A 15,729-nucleotide genomic window follows, 5' to 3' on the forward strand; every position below is an offset into this window, starting at 1 on the left:
CACCCTACATATATACGTAAATGTCGCTTTTAAGCAGCCTAAACTTATGTCTATCTGGACAAACCTGTAAGCCAGTAACCACGTGGCTTACAGGGTATTTCTGAAAGTTATGGCCAGATAACTAAAAGAAATGTGAAAAAAACTCTAAAACATCCTTTAATCCCTGAAAGCCACGCCGTTACTGGTCTCCAAAGGAACCTTGCGACATTCGGTCACGGCATGACTTGTAGTAATTATTCCGTCACCCTTCATAAGTTCTTGAAGGGCCAAATAATCGCCTGCATTATGCGGCGCCCCACCCTGATTCCGGTGGGATCGTGCTGATCGGCCGCCCCAGCCGCACCATCCGAAGTGCGCTGGATTTCTTATAAAAGATCACGCAGGAGATATGACGTGCACATTGGTGTTCCTCTCGAAACCCATCAGGGTGAAACGCGGGTTGCTGCAACCCCGGAAACCATCAAGAAGCTGATCGGCCAAGGCCATAAAGTGACTGTTCAAAGCGGCGCAGGCATTAACGCCAGCGTCATCGACAGCGCTTATGAAGCCGCCGGCGCAACCATTGGCAGTGCCGGCGACGCGCTGGGCGCCGAGCTGATCCTGAAAGTGGTTGCTCCCAACGACAGCGAACTGGCCCTGATAAATCGCGGCGCAGTGCTGATTGGCATGCTCAACCCGTTCAGCGATGAAACCATTGCCAAACTGGCCAGTCATGGCATTACGGCGTTCTCACTGGAAGCCGCCCCACGCACTTCTCGGGCGCAAAGTCTTGATGTGCTGTCGTCCCAGGCCAACATTGCCGGCTATAAAGCCGTGCTGCTGGCCGCTCACCATTACCCGCGCTTCATGCCGATGCTGATGACCGCCGCAGGCACTGTAAAAGCTGCCCGCGTGCTGATCCTCGGCGCAGGCGTTGCTGGCCTTCAGGCCATTGCAACCGCCAAACGCCTGGGAGCCGTGATCGAAGCGTCTGATGTGCGCCCTGCCGTAAAAGAGCAGATCGAGTCGCTGGGTGCCAAATTTGTCGACGTGCCTTACGAAACCGACGAAGAACGCGAATGCGCCGTAGGGGTTGGCGGCTATGCGCGTCCTATGCCTGCAAGCTGGATGCAGCGTCAGGCACTGGCCGTTCACGAACGTGCCAAGCAGGCCGACATCGTCATTACTACCGCACTCATTCCGGGCCGCAAGGCGCCAGTGCTGCTCAGCGCTGAAACCGTGGCACAGATGAAACCGGGCTCAGTCGTTATCGACCTCGCCGCTGCCCAAGGGGGCAACTGCCCGCTGACCGTCGCGGACCAAGTGGTGGTCGAGCACGGCATCACCATCGTGGGCCATACCAATCTGGCCGCCATGGTTGCCGCAGATGCTTCCGCACTGTACGCCCGCAACCTGCTGGACTTCCTCAAACTGGTCTTCACCCCTGAAGGACAGTTCCAGATCAACCTAGAAGACGACATCGTCGCCGCGTGCCTGATGTGCCGCGACGGTCAAGTCGTGCGCAAAAACGGCTGAGGATAAAAACAATGGAAGAGCTGATCTCCCCCGGCGTCTACAACCTGATCATCTTTGTGCTGGCTATCTATGTGGGCTATCACGTGGTCTGGAACGTCACACCTGCCCTGCACACGCCGCTGATGGCGGTCACCAATGCCATTTCGGCCATTGTGATCGTAGGTGCCATGCTGGCCGCTGCACTGACGGTCACCCCACTGGGCAAAACCATGGGCACCCTGGCGGTGGCCTTGGCCGCCGTTAACGTATTTGGTGGATTTTTGGTCACCCGGCGCATGCTGGAAATGTTCAAGAAGAAAGCACCTAAAGCCAAAGAAGAGGTGCGCAAGCCATGAGCATGAACCTGGTCACCGTTCTGTATCTGATCGCGTCAATATGTTTCATCCAGGCCCTCAAAGGCCTGTCGCACCCCACAACCTCACGTCGTGGCAACTTCTTCGGCATGCTCGGCATGGCGCTGGCGGTCATCACAACCGTAGGACTGGTCTTCAAGCTAGGCGCTGAAATAGCTACAACCGGTATCGGCTATGTGATCGTAGGCCTACTGGTCGGCGGCACGGCGGGGTCGATCATGGCCAAGCGCGTTGAAATGACCAAAATGCCAGAGCTCGTCGCCTTCATGCACAGCATGATCGGTCTGGCGGCGGTATTTATCGCCATCGCCGCCGTGGTCGAGCCGCAATCGCTGGGCATCGTCAAGCAACTGGGCGATGCCATTCCTGCGGGCAACCGCCTGGAACTGTTCCTGGGCGCTGCGATTGGTGCCATCACGTTCTCCGGCTCTGTGATCGCCTTCGGCAAACTGTCAGGCAAATACAAATTTCGCCTGTTCCAGGGCGCTCCCGTGCAATTCAGTGGTCAGCACACGCTGAATCTGGTGCTCGGGCTGGCCACCCTCGGGCTGGGCATCACCTTTATGCTGACCGGCAACCTCAACGCCTTCGCACTCATGCTGGCACTGGCGTTCGTGCTGGGCGTGCTCATCATCATCCCGATTGGCGGGGCGGACATGCCGGTTGTCGTATCGATGCTCAACAGCTATTCGGGCTGGGCGGCAGCCGGGATCGGCTTCTCGCTGAACAATTCGATGCTGATCATTGCCGGTTCGCTGGTGGGCTCGTCGGGCGCGATCCTGTCTTACATTATGTGCAAGGCGATGAACCGTTCGTTCTTTAACGTGATCCTGGGCGGCTTTGGCGGTGCCACGGATGCGGGCGGCCCGGCGGGTACGCAAGAAGCCCGTCCGGTCAAATCAGGCTCGGCTGACGATGCCACCTTCCTGCTGACCAACGCCGACACGGTCATCATCGTGCCGGGATATGGCCTGGCGGTTGCACGTGCTCAGCACGCCCTGAAAGAACTGACCGAAAAGCTGACCCACCGCGGCGTCACGGTGAAATACGCGATCCACCCGGTGGCAGGTCGTATGCCCGGCCACATGAACGTCCTGCTTGCCGAGGCAGAAGTGCCTTACGACCAAGTGTTCGAGATGGAAGACATCAACTCCGAATTCGGACAGGCTGATGTCGTGCTGGTGTTGGGTGCCAACGACGTGGTCAACCCGGCCGCGAAAAACGATCCGAAATCGCCGATTGCGGGCATGCCGATTCTTGAGGCTTATAAAGCCAAGACCGTCATCGTCAACAAACGCTCGATGGCCAGTGGCTACGCCGGACTGGATAACGAACTGTTTTATCTGGACAAAACCATGATGGTCTTCGGTGACGCCAAGAAAGTTATTGAAGATATGGTCAAGGCGGTCGAGTAACATCCCCCGCCACTGCCACACCGAGAACCCCGGCGCTGAATTGACCGGGGTTTTTTATTTCAGCAAAGATCCCGACCAAAGGGTCTAAATCGCCGTCAGGCATTCGACCATGGTAGCGGGACGCCAGCCTTTGAAAATGAATAGACTGCGCATCTTGCTTCCGTTGCCCGAGATAACAATCCATGTACCGTGAACGTATTCGCCTAAATTCCCTACACGATAAGGTCATGAGCGCCGAAGAAGCCGCCGCCCTTATCCAAGACGGCATGACCGTTGGCATGAGCGGTTTTACCCGTGCCGGCGAAGCCAAGGCCGTTCCGCACGCGCTGGCCGAACGCGCCAAACTGGCGCCGCTGAAAATCACCCTGATGACAGGCGCCAGCCTGGGCAACGACCTGGACAAGCAATTGACCGAAGCCGGCGTGCTGGCGCGTCGCATGCCGTTCCAGGTAGACAGCACACTGCGCAAGGCGATCAACGCCGGCGAAGTCATGTTCATCGATCAGCACTTGTCCGAAACCGTAGAGCAACTGCGTAACCAGCAGCTCAAGCTGCCGGACATCGCGGTGATTGAGGCCGTCGCGATTACCGAGCAAGGCCATATCGTGCCGACCACCTCCGTCGGCAACTCGGCCAGCTTCGCGATTTTTGCCAAACAGGTGATCGTTGAGATCAACCTGGCGCACAACCCGAACCTGGAAGGCCTGCACGACATCTACATCCCGACTTACCGCCCAACGCGCACGCCTATCCCGTTGGTAAAAGTCGACGACCGCATCGGCAGCACTGCAATCCCGATTCCGCCGGAAAAAATCGTTGCGATCGTCATCACCAACAAGCCTGATTCGCCGTCCACCGTTTCGGTACCGGACAGCGAAACCGATGGCATTGCGTTCCACCTGATCAACTTCTTCAAACAAGAAGTGGCAGCCGGGCGTATGACCAACAAGCTGGGTCCGTTGCAGGCCGGTATCGGCAACATCGCCAACGCCGTGATGTGCGGCTTGATCGACTCACCGTTCGAAGACCTGACCATGTACTCCGAAGTACTGCAGGATTCGACCTTTGACCTGATCGACGCCGGCAAAATGAGCTTCGCATCGGGCAGTTCGATCACCTTGTCGGAACGTCGCAACTCGGACGTGTTCGGCAACCTGGAGCGTTACAAGGACAAACTGGTCCTGCGCCCGCAAGAAATCTCCAACCACCCTGAAGTCGTGCGTCGTCTGGGCATCATCGGCATCAACACCGCCCTGGAATTCGACATCTACGGCAACGTGAACTCCACCCACGTCTGCGGCACTCGCATGATGAACGGCATCGGCGGTTCGGGCGACTTCGCCCGTAACGCTCACCTGGCGATCTTTGTCACCAAGTCCATTGCCAAGGCCGGTGCGATCTCCAGTGTGGTGCCAATGGTCAGCCACGTTGACCACACCGAACACGATGTGGACATTCTGGTAACCGAACAGGGTCTGGCCGACCTGCGCGGTCTGGCGCCACGCGAGCGCGCCCGAGTGATCATCGACAACTGTGTGCACCCGGACTTCCGTGAAGCCCTCAATGACTACTTCAGCAAAGCCTGTGCAATCGGTGGCCACACCCCGCACATTCTGCGCGAAGCATTGAGCTGGCATATCAACTTGGAAGAAACCGGCAAAATGCTCCCGTAACACGCGAGCTAGACAGCCGCCGATGAAAACACTGTTTTCTCGGCGGCTTTTTTATCGCCGCGATTTCAAAAACTGTACTGCTGTACTGGTCATTTCCTACCCTTACAGCCGCCTTTTCACACAAAAATGGCTAAAAATGCACCAACTTAGTGCCTACCGGTACAGTTGCAGTCATTTGCGCCCGTACAGCCCCCATAAACAGTTAACTGGCTCTGCACAATACAGATGAACTGTATCTAGAGAGTCTCGACGCACAAGAGGATCATGGGCACCAGTTAAACCACTAGCCAATGCCGCCACAAGCGGAAGGATGCCATCATGGAACGTACCCTCAGTTCCGATTTGTTCACTGAAAGCAACACTGTTAACAACCAGGCTTCGATGCCTTTGCGCGTACTTGCCAACCTCATGTTGTGGCAGCGCCGTATTTCCAGCCGCCATCAACTGGCTCGCCTGGACTCGCGTCTTCTGGCTGATGCCGGGATTAGCGAAGCACAGCGCTACGAAGAGCTGAGCAAGCCGTTCTGGCGCTAACAAGCGCTCGCTGGCCTTGATTCACGATTTACCGCCAGCACCCAGAATTTGTAAAACAGAACCCGTCGCGGGAAACCGCTGACGGGTTTTGTCGTTCTGGAAGAGCATTTTTTATTCGCAGACCGTCACAGGTACAGTTTTCAAAATAATCGAAACACACAGGTACAGTTGGCGCATTCCTTGGCCCAACGCCTCAAAACGGCGTGTCACCGCAAAACGTTCTTTGCCGTACGCGACGCCGGGCCTACTATTCGGCTTATAAACGTCTAACTTATAAGCTCATGCCAAGGAGTATCACCATGTCCACTCTTCGCCTACTTAGCGCGGCGGCGCTGCTGACTGTTGCGGCCAGCGCCCATGCTTCCAGCTTCATCGCGACCACCGATGCCATCGTAGGCACGCTCAAGGCCACGACCGACCTGACGTCCGACGCCACGAACTCCATCCGCGACAACAAAATCGTGCGCGCCGCCCGTGACGACGCCGCCAGTTTTGTCGCCAGCGAAGGCAGCATCCGTGGCGTCAAGCTCGAAAGCGCGCTGGACTTCATTCGTCAGCAGGCGCCACAGCTGCAAGCGTCCGATGCACAACTGGCCCAGGCGATCCTGACCCTCTGATTTGCCGTGTCATCGCTGCCGGGTAGTGCGAGGCTATGTGCGACGTAAGCCGAGCACAGCTTCGCCCCCGGACAGCGGGCACATCCGCTTTGCCCTGCCCCGCCCATTACGCTAGCCTTGGCCCTCGCTCAATTAACGTCGAGACCCATGCGCTTTCTCTCAATTGCTCTACTTGCCTTAAGCTGGACTCAAACTGCTGCCGCCTTCGACACGAGCACACAAACCACCGTGCTCTCTGGCTATGTCACCAGCAAAGTGACCTCAACACCGTTCGAAAACAAACTGATTCGTGCCGCTCAGGATGACGCTGCCGCATTTATCGCCAGTGACGGCCAACTACGAGGCTCACAGCTGGAATCGGCCTTGCGCTACCTGCGCCACGACCAGCCAAAATTGACTGCCAGCGACCTTGAACTGGCACAGGCAATTCTCGTCCAATAAGCACCCGCGTTTTCTGGAGAATATTCATGCGTAACCCGTTGATTGTCGCCACCCTTGGCCTGCTGTTGCTGGCCGATGTGGCTCAGGCACAAACCCTGGTGCAGACCAGTAACATCATTGTTCGTGCATTCGGGCGCGCCATTGACTTCACTTCCGACACCACCACGTCGATCCGTGACTCTAAAGTGGTGCGTGAAGCCCACGATGACGCCGCCACTTTCGTCGCTAGCCAAGGCGATATTCGCGGCGTTCAGTTGGAATCCGCCTTCAATACCTTGCGTGAGCGCGTGCCAGAAGCCCGCAGCGCCAGCGATCAGGAACTTGCCGAAGCCATCCTCGCACTGTGAGGCCGCTCGCGCGTTGGCTTGCCGCCTGCGGCCTGCTGCTGATCGGCAGCAGCGCCCAGGCCGCGTTGCATCTGCAACTCAAGACCGAAGGCTTGAGTCCGGCTGAACAGCAGGCCAGTCAGGCGCTGCTGGACGAGGCCATGCGCAAGCTGCCACCGCGCTTTATCGAGCAACTGGATCGCCAGATCCTGGTGGGCTGGACCGATGACATGCCAAGCAATGCCTACGGGCAAGCGTCGCTGGTCTCCGAGCTGGACCTCAACCGCAAACTGCTGGCGAGCTTGACCGACGGCTCGGCCGCGACCGAGCAAACCAACCGCCCCCACGGCACCGTGCGCCGGGAAATGCTCGCCACCGTCCTGCACGAACTGACCCACATTTATGACCGCGCCCGTGTGTGGCCGCACGCCCAACGCGCCCTCATCCAGCGCTGTACACGTCAGCACAACAGCGCCGGACTGATTGGCCTGCCGGACGAATGCCGGGGCCAGACCGAACGCCGTTTCACCCTCAGCGATGACCCGCGCCTGCTCGACCTCGCCGGCTGGCAACAATATGTCGGTCGACGCGGTGAACGCGAACAAGACAACCACCAGATCGTGCGCAGCCCCGATCTGTACGAAGTCACCAACCCCAGAGAGTTTGTCGCGGTCAACATGGAGTACTTCCTCCTCGACCCGGCTTACGCTTGTCGGCGCCCTGCCCTGTATCGCTACTACCGGGATCACTTCGGCTGGGCCCCGGCTGCCCGGGATGAATGCCCCACAGGCTTTGCCTTTCTGAACGCCGGTAACGATTTCGCCAAACAGCCCCTCGGCACCGTCGACCCCGAGCGTGTGTACGCCGTTGATTACCTGCTTGCCGAGGCCAATCAGGAATGGGCAAGCCGCTGGGGGCACAGCATGTTGCGTTTGGTGATTTGCGCGCCCGGACGTCCGCGCGGGCCCGATTGCCGACTCGACCTGCAAGAACACTTGGTGTTGTCTTACCGGGCATTCGTCAACGACGTACAGCTATCAAGCTGGGACGGGCTGACCGGCGCTTACCCCTCGCGGCTTTTCGTCTTGCCGCTGGCTCAAGTGATCGATGAATACACCAAAACCGAACTGCGCAGCCTGGCCTCCGTGCCCCTCACCCTGAGCCGTCCGGAAATCGAAGAAGTGGTCGAGCACGCGGCAGAAATGCACTGGAGTTATGACGGCAACTATTACTTCATCTCCAATAACTGCGCGGTCGAAACCCTGAAATTACTGCGCAGCGGCAGTGACAACACGCAGCTCAAAGGCCTGGACAGCATCATGCCCAATGGCCTGCTGGAAGTGCTCAAGGCACGCGGGTTGGCCGACACCCGTGTGCTGGACGACAAAAAAGAAGCGCTGAGGCTCGGCTATCGCTTTGACTCATACCGTGATCGCTATCAGGCGATGTTCGATGTACTCAAGACCCGCCTGCCGATCCAGCAGGCCAGCGTCGAAGACTGGCTCGCCCTCAGCCCGGATGCACGGCGCCCCTGGATCGAGCAGGCCGACCTGCGCGCCAGCGCAGCGTTGTTGCTGCTTGAACAGGCCGCCTTTCGCCGCCAATTGCTACTGGCCCAGGACGAGGTCAAACAGAAGTACTTGAAAGTGCGCGGGATCGAGGGGGCCGGCATGGACAAGGCCAACAAGACATTGCAAGAAATTCTCGCCAGCAGCGGCTTTCTCAGTCGCCCGGCTGAATTGCTGGGCAGCAGCGGCTATGGCCTGCCGCAAGCCAAAGAATGGGAAATGCTCGAATCCGAAAGCAGTCAGCGCCAGCAGCAATTACTGCGCCTGACCGGGGACCTGGACAAGGAAGTGCGCAGCTTGCTGGAACCCGCCCGCGCCGCCGAGATTGCCGCGACCGAAGCCAACGTCAAACAGATCGGCGAGCATTTGCGGGCGATTCACAAGGCTTCCGGCGGCCTGCAATTGCCGTAAGCCTGTGTTCGGGTGTTACGCACCCGGCACAAAGTGTTTCTGGGCGGTGCCATGGGCAATCAGGCGCGAGAGGTAGCCCATTTTCGCGGCATCCTGATCGACAAAGCGAAAGGTCAGTTGCAGCCAGTCGCTGTCGGGCTTGGGCTCGTACGCCACGATAGCGTGCAAATAGCCATTAAGACGCGCCACCTCGGCGCTCTCGCCCTGCTCAAGGTCAAGCACGGCACTTTCCAGCACCTGCGGCAGCACGTCGCCACGGCGCACCACCAGCAGCGCTTCCTTGAGGCTCAAGGCCTTGATGACACACGCCTGGGTGCCGCTGGACAGACGCAGTTGCCCTTGGCCCCGGCCAGCCGGCGCATGGGCTTTTGCCGCAGGTTTGGCGGCCGCCACCGGGCGGGCAACAGGCGCAGCGGCTGGCGTTGGCGCTACCACTTGAGCCTTGCCGCCGGTCAACGCGCTAAGCGAATCATTACCGAATGCCGAGTTCATCCGCGTCGGCGCACTGGCCAGGAGGGTTTCAAGCTTGCCGGCCTTGTTCAGGGCGTGTTTGACCTTGGTCAGCAACTGTTCGTTAGTGAACGGCTTGCTGACGTACCCCGACACACCGGCCTGAATCGCCTGCACCACGTTCTCTTTGTCGCCACGGCTGGTGACCATGATGAACGGCAGGGTTCTCAGGTGATCTTGCTCACGGCACCAGGTCAGCAGCTCAAGGCCGGACATTTCAGGCATTTCCCAGTCACACAGCACCAAATCGAAGGTTTCGCGGGCCAGTATGGCCTGGGCTTTGCGACCGTTAACCGCGTCTTCGATCTTGATGCCCGGGAAGTAGTTACGCAGGCACTTCTTGACCAAATCGCGAATAAACGACGCGTCATCCACCACCAACACACTGACCTTGCTCATCGACTGCTCCTCTGAAATCTTGACTAGCATGCGCCGAATGATGGCCATGTGCCAAATCTTGGGGGCACCCCGAATGACTTTACGTTCGCAGAGCGCCTGAATGTGAACGCCGAAACGCAAAACGCCCGGCCAAAGCCGGGCGTTTTTAATCTCGGGCAGTCTTATTTATCGTCAGGCACCTGCGGAACATTAGCGTTATCGGCACCGGTGCCTTCAACTTCTTCGCGCATGCGCTTAAGGCCCATGTGGCGCACATCCGTTCCGCGCACCAGGTAGATCACCAGCTCCGAAATATTGCGGGCGTGATCGCCAATGCGCTCCAGTGAACGCAGTACCCAAATGATGCTCAGCACCCGCGAAATCGAACGCGGATCTTCCATCATGTAGGTGGCCAACTCGCGCAACGCCGTTTTGTATTCGCGGTCGATGATTTTGTCGTACTGCGCCACAGACAGCGCCAGGTCAGCGTCGAAGCGGGCGAACGCGTCCAGCGCATCGCGCACCATGTTGCGCACCTGATCGCCGATGTGGCGCACTTCGACGTAACCGCGTGGCGCTTCGCCCTCTTCACAGAGCTGGATCGCCCGGCGAGCAATTTTGGTCGCCTCGTCACCGATGCGCTCCAGGTCGATCACCGACTTGGAAATGCTGATAATCAGCCGCAAGTCAGACGCCGCAGGTTGGCGACGGGCCAGAATGCGCAGGCATTCTTCGTCGATGTTGCGCTCCATCTGATTGATCTGTTCGTCGATCTCGCGCACTTGCTGCGCCAACCCGGAGTCGGCCTCAATCAACGCCGTAACCGCGTCGTTAACCTGCTTCTCGACCAGTCCGCCCATGGCCAGCAAGTGGCTGCGCACTTCTTCGAGTTCCGCGTTGAATTGCGCGGAAATGTGATGGGTGAGGCCATCCTTTGAAATCATGGTTCTGCTCCGCAAAATCTGTGAGCGGCACGCGCCAGGCGGCCAGCCAAATGTGTCATTACGCCAAGCGGCAGAGGCCGCGCCAACTAGCCGTAGCGCCCGGTGATGTAGTCTTCGGTCTGCTTTTTGGCCGGGTTGGTGAACAGCGTGTCGGTGTCGCCGTATTCAACCATCTTGCCCATGTACATGAAGGCGGTGTAATCCGACACCCGCGCCGCCTGCTGCATGTTGTGGGTCACGATCACGATGGTGAACTTGGACTTGAGCTCGTAAATCAGCTCCTCAACCTTCAGCGTCGAGATCGGGTCAAGTGCCGAGCACGGCTCATCGAGCAGCAATACTTCAGGTTCGACCGCGATGGTACGGGCAATCACCAGACGCTGCTGCTGACCACCGGACAAGCCGAGTGCCGAGTCGTGCAAACGGTCTTTAACCTCATCCCACAACGCCGCGCCTTTGAGGGCCCACTCCACGGCTTCGTCGAGGATGCGTTTTTTGTTGATGCCCTGAATGCGCAGGCCGTAAACCACGTTTTCGTAGATGGTTTTGGGGAACGGGTTAGGCTTCTGGAACACCATGCCCACGCGGCGACGCAGCTCGGCAACGTCTTCGCCCTTGCGGTAGATGTTATGACCGTAAAGGTTGATTTCACCTTCAACGCGGCAGCCGTCTACCAAATCGTTCATGCGGTTGAACGTACGCAGCAGGGTGGACTTGCCGCAACCCGACGGCCCGATGAACGCAGTCACGCGTTGTTTCGGAATGTTCAGGCTCACGTCGAACAGCGCCTGCTTTTCGCCGTAATAAAGATTCAGCCCCGGGACTTCAATGGCAACTTCTTCATTGGCCAGGTTCAAGCTTTGTTTGGTGCGACCCAAGGCGGACATGTTGATGCCGTGGGACGTGGATTCATGCTGCATGGGTTGCTCCATACGCTAAAAATTCGTTCCGGTTGTCTACAACCGGGCTTCTCGTGGGCGGGAGGGCCCATGGGCCGCTCCTGCCGTCAGTGTTCGTTATCAGCTTTCCAGCGCCTTGTACTTCTCGCGCAGGTGGTTACGAATCCACACCGCCGACAGGTTCAGGGTCGCGATCACCAGCACCAGCAGCAGCGCCGTGGCGTATACCAGCGGCCGCGCCGCTTCAACGTTCGGGCTCTGGAAGCCCACGTCATAAATATGGAAGCCCAGGTGCATGATCTTCTGGTCCAGGTGCAGGTACGGGTAGTTGCCGTCCAGCGGCAGCGAAGGTGCCAGCTTGACCACACCCACCAGCATCAACGGTGCCACTTCGCCCGCTGCCCGCGCCACGGCGAGGATCATGCCGGTCATCATCGCCGGGCTGGCCATGGGCAATACGATCTTCCACAAGGTCTCGGACTTGGTCGCACCCAGCGCCAGCGAGCCTTCGCGCACCGTACGCGGAATACGCGCCAGGCCTTCTTCCGTGGCCACGATCACCACAGGAACCGCCAGCAGCGCCAGCGTCAGCGAGGCCCACATCAGGCCCGGCGTGCCAAACGTCGGCGCGGGCAATGCCTCGGCAAAGAACAGACGGTCAACCGAGCCGCCCAGCACGTACACAAAGAAGCCCAGACCAAACACGCCGTACACAATCGCCGGCACACCGGCCAGGTTATTCACCGCAATACGGATCACCCGGGTCAGGGTGTTCTGCTTGGCGTATTCACGCAGGTACACCGCCGCCAGCACACCGAACGGCGTGACGATCACGGCCATGATGAGGGTCATCATCACGGTGCCGAAAATCGCCGGGAAGATCCCGCCCTCGGTGTTGGCTTCACGCGGGTCTTCGCTCAGGAATTCCCAAATGTTGCTGAAGTACATCGCCAGTTTCTGCCAGCTGTTCATGGCGTTCGGCTGGTAGGCCTTGACCACTTTGCCGATGTTGATTTCGAGTTCTTTGCCGTTGGCATCGCGGGCCGTCAGGCTGTCGCGATTGAACTGGGCATGCAGATCACCCAAGCGGTCTTCAATCGCTTTGTAGCGCGCATTCAGCTCGGCACGTTCGGCTTCCATGTCCGCCTGGGCTTGCGGTGTCAGTTTGCCTTCCAGCTCCAGCTTGCGACCCTGCAGACGGATCCGTTCCAAGCCATAGTTGATGGCGCCAATGTCTTTCTTTTCCAACTGGCTGAGTTGCTTGGCCAGATCGTTGACGCGCTTGACCCGCGCTTGCAGCTCAGGCCACGCCGCTTCACCTTCGGCAATCACCTTGCCGTTTTCTTTCACATTGACCAGGTAGCCGTAGAAGTTGCCCCACTCACGGCGCTCAATGGCCAGTAACTCGGGCGGGGTCTTCAGGTCAGTCAGCCACTCGCCCACCACCCAGGAAAAGTCGTTGCCGTTCAGGTCGCGGTTGCCGACCTTGATCAGCTCGCGGGTCATGAACTCCGGGCCTTGCTCCGGCACCGGCAAACCGGCGCTTTTCAGGCGCTCGCGGGGTACTTCTTCCTTTTGCACCACTTCGCCCAGCACCACGTGATGGGCAGAACCCGGCACGTTGTACTGCGCCAGCACCAAATCGGCCGGCCAAAAGTGGCCCAACCCGCGCACCGCAATCACGGCCAGCAAACCAATGGTCATGATGACCGCGAGCGACACTGCGCCACCGCTGATCCAAACGCCCGGGGCGCCGCTCTTGAACCAACCTTTGAGGGAATTCTGTTTCACAGACTTCTACCTTCCTTAAAGCGACGAATATTTCTTGCGCAGACGCTGACGGATCAGCTCAGCGAGAGTGTTCATGATGAAGGTGAACAACAGCAGCACCAGCGCCGAGAGGAACAGCACACGGTAGTGACTGCCGCCCACTTCGGACTCCGGCATCTCCACCGCCACGTTCGCCGCCAGGGTACGCAAACCTTCGAACAGGTTCATTTCCATGACCGGCGTGTTGCCCGTGGCCATCAGCACGATCATGGTCTCGCCCACCGCACGGCCCATGCCGATCATCAGGGCCGAGAAAATCCCCGGGCTGGCGGTCAGGATCACCACGCGGGTCATGGTTTGCCACGGCGTGGCACCCAGCGCCAGCGACCCCAGCGTCAGGCCGCGCGGCACGCTGAACACGGCATCTTCAGCAATCGAGTAAATGTTCGGGATTACGGCAAACCCCATCGCCAGCCCGACCACCAGAGCGTTGCGCTGGTCATAGGTGATGCCCAGGTCGTGGGAGATCCACAGGCGCATGTCACCGCCGAAGAACCAGGCTTCCATGAACGGGCTCATGTACAGCGACAACCAGCCAATGAACAGAATCACCGGGATCAGAATCAGGCTTTCCCAGCCATCCGGTACGCGCAGGCGGATCGAGTCCGGCAGACGGCTCCAGGTGAAGCCCGCCAGCAAAATCCCGATCGGCAGCAGCATTAACAGGCTGAAAATCCCCGGCAGATGCCCCTCGACATACGGCGCCAAAAACAGACCGGCGAAGAAGCCCAGAATCACTGTCGGCATCGCTTCCATCAGTTCGATCACCGGCTTGACCTTGCGGCGCAGGCTCGGGGCCATGAAGTAAGCGGTGTAGATCGCGGCGGCCACTGCCAGCGGTGCAGCCAGCAACATCGCGTAGAACGCCGCTTTCAACGTACCGAAGGTCAGCGGTGCAAGGCTCATCTTCGGTTCGAAGTCGGTGTTGGCCGCGGTCGACTGCCAGACGTATTTCGGTTCGTCGTAGTTCTCGTACCAGACCTTGCTCCACAGCGCGCTCCAGGACACTTCCGGGTGCGGGTTCTTCAAGGTCAAGGGCAGCAGCTTGCCGCCCTCTTCCACGATGACGCGGTTGGCACGAGGCGACAGCGCCATGATGCCCGGGCCTTCAGCGACCTTCTCGACCAGCAGGGTGCGATGCGCGGTGCTGTGGAACACACCGATGTCACCGGCAGCGTCCAGCGCCAGGAAACCCTTGCGGCGTTGTTCGGCGGTGATTTCAACAATCGGAGAGTCGCCCATCTTGAAGCTGCGGATGTGCTTGAAGCGCTGTTCGCCATCCGGGTCGCGGGCCATGAACCACTGGCTCAGGCTGCCGGTGGAGTCACCCAGGATCAGCGAAATGCCACCCACCAACTGCGTACTGGCAGTGATTTCAGTGGTGGCGTCTTCGGCCAGTTTGTAACGGCCATTCAAGCTTTTGTCGCGCAGGCTGAACACGTCGGCCTGAGCGCGGCCATTGATGACATACAGCCACTGCTGACGCGGGTCGATGTACAGCGCTTTGACCTTCTCGGTCATCTGCGGCAGCTCGATGCGGGTCTCGGAGTTCGTGACCTCACCCGTCATCATGTTTTCTTCACTGGCCAACGACAGCACGTGCAATTGCGCGCCGGTCGAGCCCGCCAGCACCAGCGTCGAATCGTTCACGCTGAGGTTCACGTGATCCAGCGCACGCCCTTGAGGGTCAAGCGCGACGGGCGCCTCGCCGTACGGGTATTCGATGGCCGGGCTGATGGTCTTTTTGCCATCCGGGTAGCTGACTTTATACGTGTGGCGAAACACCAGCGCCTGGCCGTTGGACAAGCCCAGGACCACCACCGGGTTACCCGGCTGATCCTCGCCCAGCGACGTCACATGGGTGTCGGCGGGCAGCGGCAGGTTCACGCGGGAGAGTTCTTCGCCGCTCTTGGCATTGAAGAACAGCACCATGCCCTGATCGGACACGCGCATACCCACCTGATTTTGCTCTTCGACCGACAGCATCAACGGCTTGCCTGCGTCCTGCATCCACACGGGCGTAATCGCCTGTTTGGCATTCAGGTCGGCGCCCTGGAACAGCGGCAGCACCACATAACCGAGGAAGAAGAAAATCAGTGTGATCGCGCCGAGCACGGCGAGACCGCCGATAAATACATACCAGCGGGTCAAGTGATCTTTGAGCGCACGCATGCGGCGCTTGCGTTGCAGTTCAGGCGTATTGAAATCAATGCGCTTGGGAGCGGATGTCGTAGTCATTGGGGAATTGGCCAGATCATTCATGCGCACACCCTAGCGGTCCTGTATGACAAAAAGATGACAAAGCAGTGACGCAA

14 protein-coding genes are annotated in these 15,729 nt (G+C 58.9%); 9 read left to right on the forward strand and 5 right to left on the reverse strand.

The genetic code is table 11. The features are described 5' to 3' along the window. Window positions 1-393 precede the first annotated feature (393 nt). The 9 genes from IF654_RS22400 to IF654_RS22440 all read left to right on the forward strand — a co-directional run bounded on the left by IF654_RS22400 (window position 394) and on the right by IF654_RS22440 (window position 8,853). Entirely contained in the window at window positions 394-1,515 is a 1,122-nt protein-coding gene (locus IF654_RS22400; RefSeq protein WP_047279137.1) for a Re/Si-specific NAD(P)(+) transhydrogenase subunit alpha, read from the forward strand. Between the two features lie 11 nt (window positions 1,516-1,526). Beyond that, the gene (locus IF654_RS22405) at window positions 1,527-1,850 is read left to right on the forward strand and encodes an NAD(P) transhydrogenase subunit alpha part 2 (protein ID WP_047279135.1); all 324 of its coding nucleotides are present in this window, start codon (window positions 1,527-1,529) and stop codon (window positions 1,848-1,850) included. After that, window positions 1,847-3,283 carry an NAD(P)(+) transhydrogenase (Re/Si-specific) subunit beta gene (locus tag IF654_RS22410; RefSeq protein WP_047279134.1) on the forward strand — a complete coding sequence of 479 codons (1,437 nt, stop codon included), beginning with the start codon at window positions 1,847-1,849 and terminating at the stop codon, window positions 3,281-3,283. Before IF654_RS22405 ends, IF654_RS22410 begins: the two co-directional genes overlap by 4 nt. A 182-nt stretch (window positions 3,284-3,465) precedes the next feature. After that, complete coding sequence (locus tag IF654_RS22415) at window positions 3,466-4,956, forward strand: acetyl-CoA hydrolase/transferase family protein (protein ID WP_047279132.1); 1,491 nt, start codon at window positions 3,466-3,468, stop codon at window positions 4,954-4,956. A gap of 318 nt (window positions 4,957-5,274) precedes the next feature. Next, window positions 5,275-5,490 (forward strand): DUF1127 domain-containing protein, encoded by a 216-nt coding sequence (locus IF654_RS22420; protein WP_047279129.1) that lies wholly within the window; start codon window positions 5,275-5,277, stop codon window positions 5,488-5,490. A 299-nt stretch (window positions 5,491-5,789) separates the two neighbouring features. Beyond that, entirely contained in the window at window positions 5,790-6,107 is a 318-nt protein-coding gene (locus IF654_RS22425) for a DUF2388 domain-containing protein (RefSeq protein ID WP_047279124.1), read from the forward strand. 147 nt (window positions 6,108-6,254) lie between these two features. Beyond that, window positions 6,255-6,548: a DUF2388 domain-containing protein gene (locus IF654_RS22430; RefSeq protein WP_194862859.1), complete on the forward strand. Its 294-nt coding sequence runs from the start codon at window positions 6,255-6,257 to the stop codon at window positions 6,546-6,548. 26 nt (window positions 6,549-6,574) lie between these two features. Beyond that, window positions 6,575-6,895, forward strand: a complete 321-nt coding sequence (locus IF654_RS22435) for a DUF2388 domain-containing protein (protein WP_047279694.1) — start codon at window positions 6,575-6,577, stop codon at window positions 6,893-6,895. Next, on the forward strand, window positions 6,892-8,853 hold the full coding sequence (locus tag IF654_RS22440; RefSeq protein ID WP_047281679.1) for a DUF7844 domain-containing protein: 1,962 nt from the start codon (window positions 6,892-6,894) through the stop codon (window positions 8,851-8,853). The genes IF654_RS22435 and IF654_RS22440 overlap by 4 nt, the downstream gene beginning before the upstream one ends. A gap of 15 nt (window positions 8,854-8,868) precedes the next feature. Here the strand turns inward: IF654_RS22440 and IF654_RS22445 are convergent, their stop codons facing one another. From IF654_RS22445 to IF654_RS22465, 5 genes are all read right to left on the reverse strand, one after another. After that, window positions 8,869-9,762 carry a response regulator gene (locus tag IF654_RS22445; RefSeq protein WP_047279229.1) on the reverse strand — a complete coding sequence of 298 codons (894 nt, stop codon included), beginning with the start codon at window positions 9,760-9,762 and terminating at the stop codon, window positions 8,869-8,871. Window positions 9,763-9,923: 161 nt separating this feature from the next. Beyond that, a complete protein-coding gene (phoU, locus tag IF654_RS22450; RefSeq protein ID WP_047279110.1) occupies window positions 9,924-10,685 on the reverse strand; it encodes a phosphate signaling complex protein PhoU in 762 nt (253 codons plus the stop codon). 86 nt (window positions 10,686-10,771) lie between these two features. After that, window positions 10,772-11,605 (reverse strand): phosphate ABC transporter ATP-binding protein PstB, encoded by an 834-nt coding sequence (gene pstB, locus IF654_RS22455; protein ID WP_047279108.1) that lies wholly within the window; start codon window positions 11,603-11,605, stop codon window positions 10,772-10,774. Window positions 11,606-11,704: 99 nt separating this feature from the next. Then, window positions 11,705-13,375: a phosphate ABC transporter permease PstA gene (pstA, locus tag IF654_RS22460; protein WP_047279104.1), complete on the reverse strand. Its 1,671-nt coding sequence runs from the start codon at window positions 13,373-13,375 to the stop codon at window positions 11,705-11,707. A 15-nt stretch (window positions 13,376-13,390) separates the two neighbouring features. Next, window positions 13,391-15,676, reverse strand: coding sequence for an ABC transporter permease subunit (locus IF654_RS22465; RefSeq protein ID WP_047279696.1), 2,286 nt, complete (start codon window positions 15,674-15,676; stop codon window positions 13,391-13,393). Window positions 15,677-15,729: the final 53 nt, after the last annotated feature.

It is taken from the genome of Pseudomonas lundensis (assembly GCF_015377145.2).
GTDB classification, from domain to species: Bacteria; Pseudomonadota; Gammaproteobacteria; order Pseudomonadales; family Pseudomonadaceae; genus Aquipseudomonas; species Aquipseudomonas lundensis.

What these genes read in the sequence shown, in the direction of transcription:
- IF654_RS22425 (WP_047279124.1), top strand. Translation starts at nt 5,790, where the DNA reads ATGTCCACTCTTCGCCTACTTAGCGCGGCGGCGCTGCTGACTGTTGCG.
- IF654_RS22445 (WP_047279229.1), bottom strand. Translation starts at nt 9,762, where the DNA reads ATGAGCAAGGTCAGTGTGTTGGTGGTGGATGACGCGTCGTTTATTCGC.
- pstB (WP_047279108.1), bottom strand. Translation starts at nt 11,605, where the DNA reads ATGCAGCATGAATCCACGTCCCACGGCATCAACATGTCCGCCTTGGGT.
- IF654_RS22405 (WP_047279135.1), top strand. Translation starts at nt 1,527, where the DNA reads ATGGAAGAGCTGATCTCCCCCGGCGTCTACAACCTGATCATCTTTGTG.
- IF654_RS22410 (WP_047279134.1), top strand. Translation starts at nt 1,847, where the DNA reads ATGAGCATGAACCTGGTCACCGTTCTGTATCTGATCGCGTCAATATGT.
- IF654_RS22415 (WP_047279132.1), top strand. Translation starts at nt 3,466, where the DNA reads ATGTACCGTGAACGTATTCGCCTAAATTCCCTACACGATAAGGTCATG.
- IF654_RS22430 (WP_194862859.1), top strand. Translation starts at nt 6,255, where the DNA reads ATGCGCTTTCTCTCAATTGCTCTACTTGCCTTAAGCTGGACTCAAACT.
- IF654_RS22420 (WP_047279129.1), top strand. Translation starts at nt 5,275, where the DNA reads ATGGAACGTACCCTCAGTTCCGATTTGTTCACTGAAAGCAACACTGTT.
- IF654_RS22465 (WP_047279696.1), bottom strand. Translation starts at nt 15,676, where the DNA reads ATGAATGATCTGGCCAATTCCCCAATGACTACGACATCCGCTCCCAAG.
- IF654_RS22435 (WP_047279694.1), top strand. Translation starts at nt 6,575, where the DNA reads ATGCGTAACCCGTTGATTGTCGCCACCCTTGGCCTGCTGTTGCTGGCC.
- phoU (WP_047279110.1), bottom strand. Translation starts at nt 10,685, where the DNA reads ATGATTTCAAAGGATGGCCTCACCCATCACATTTCCGCGCAATTCAAC.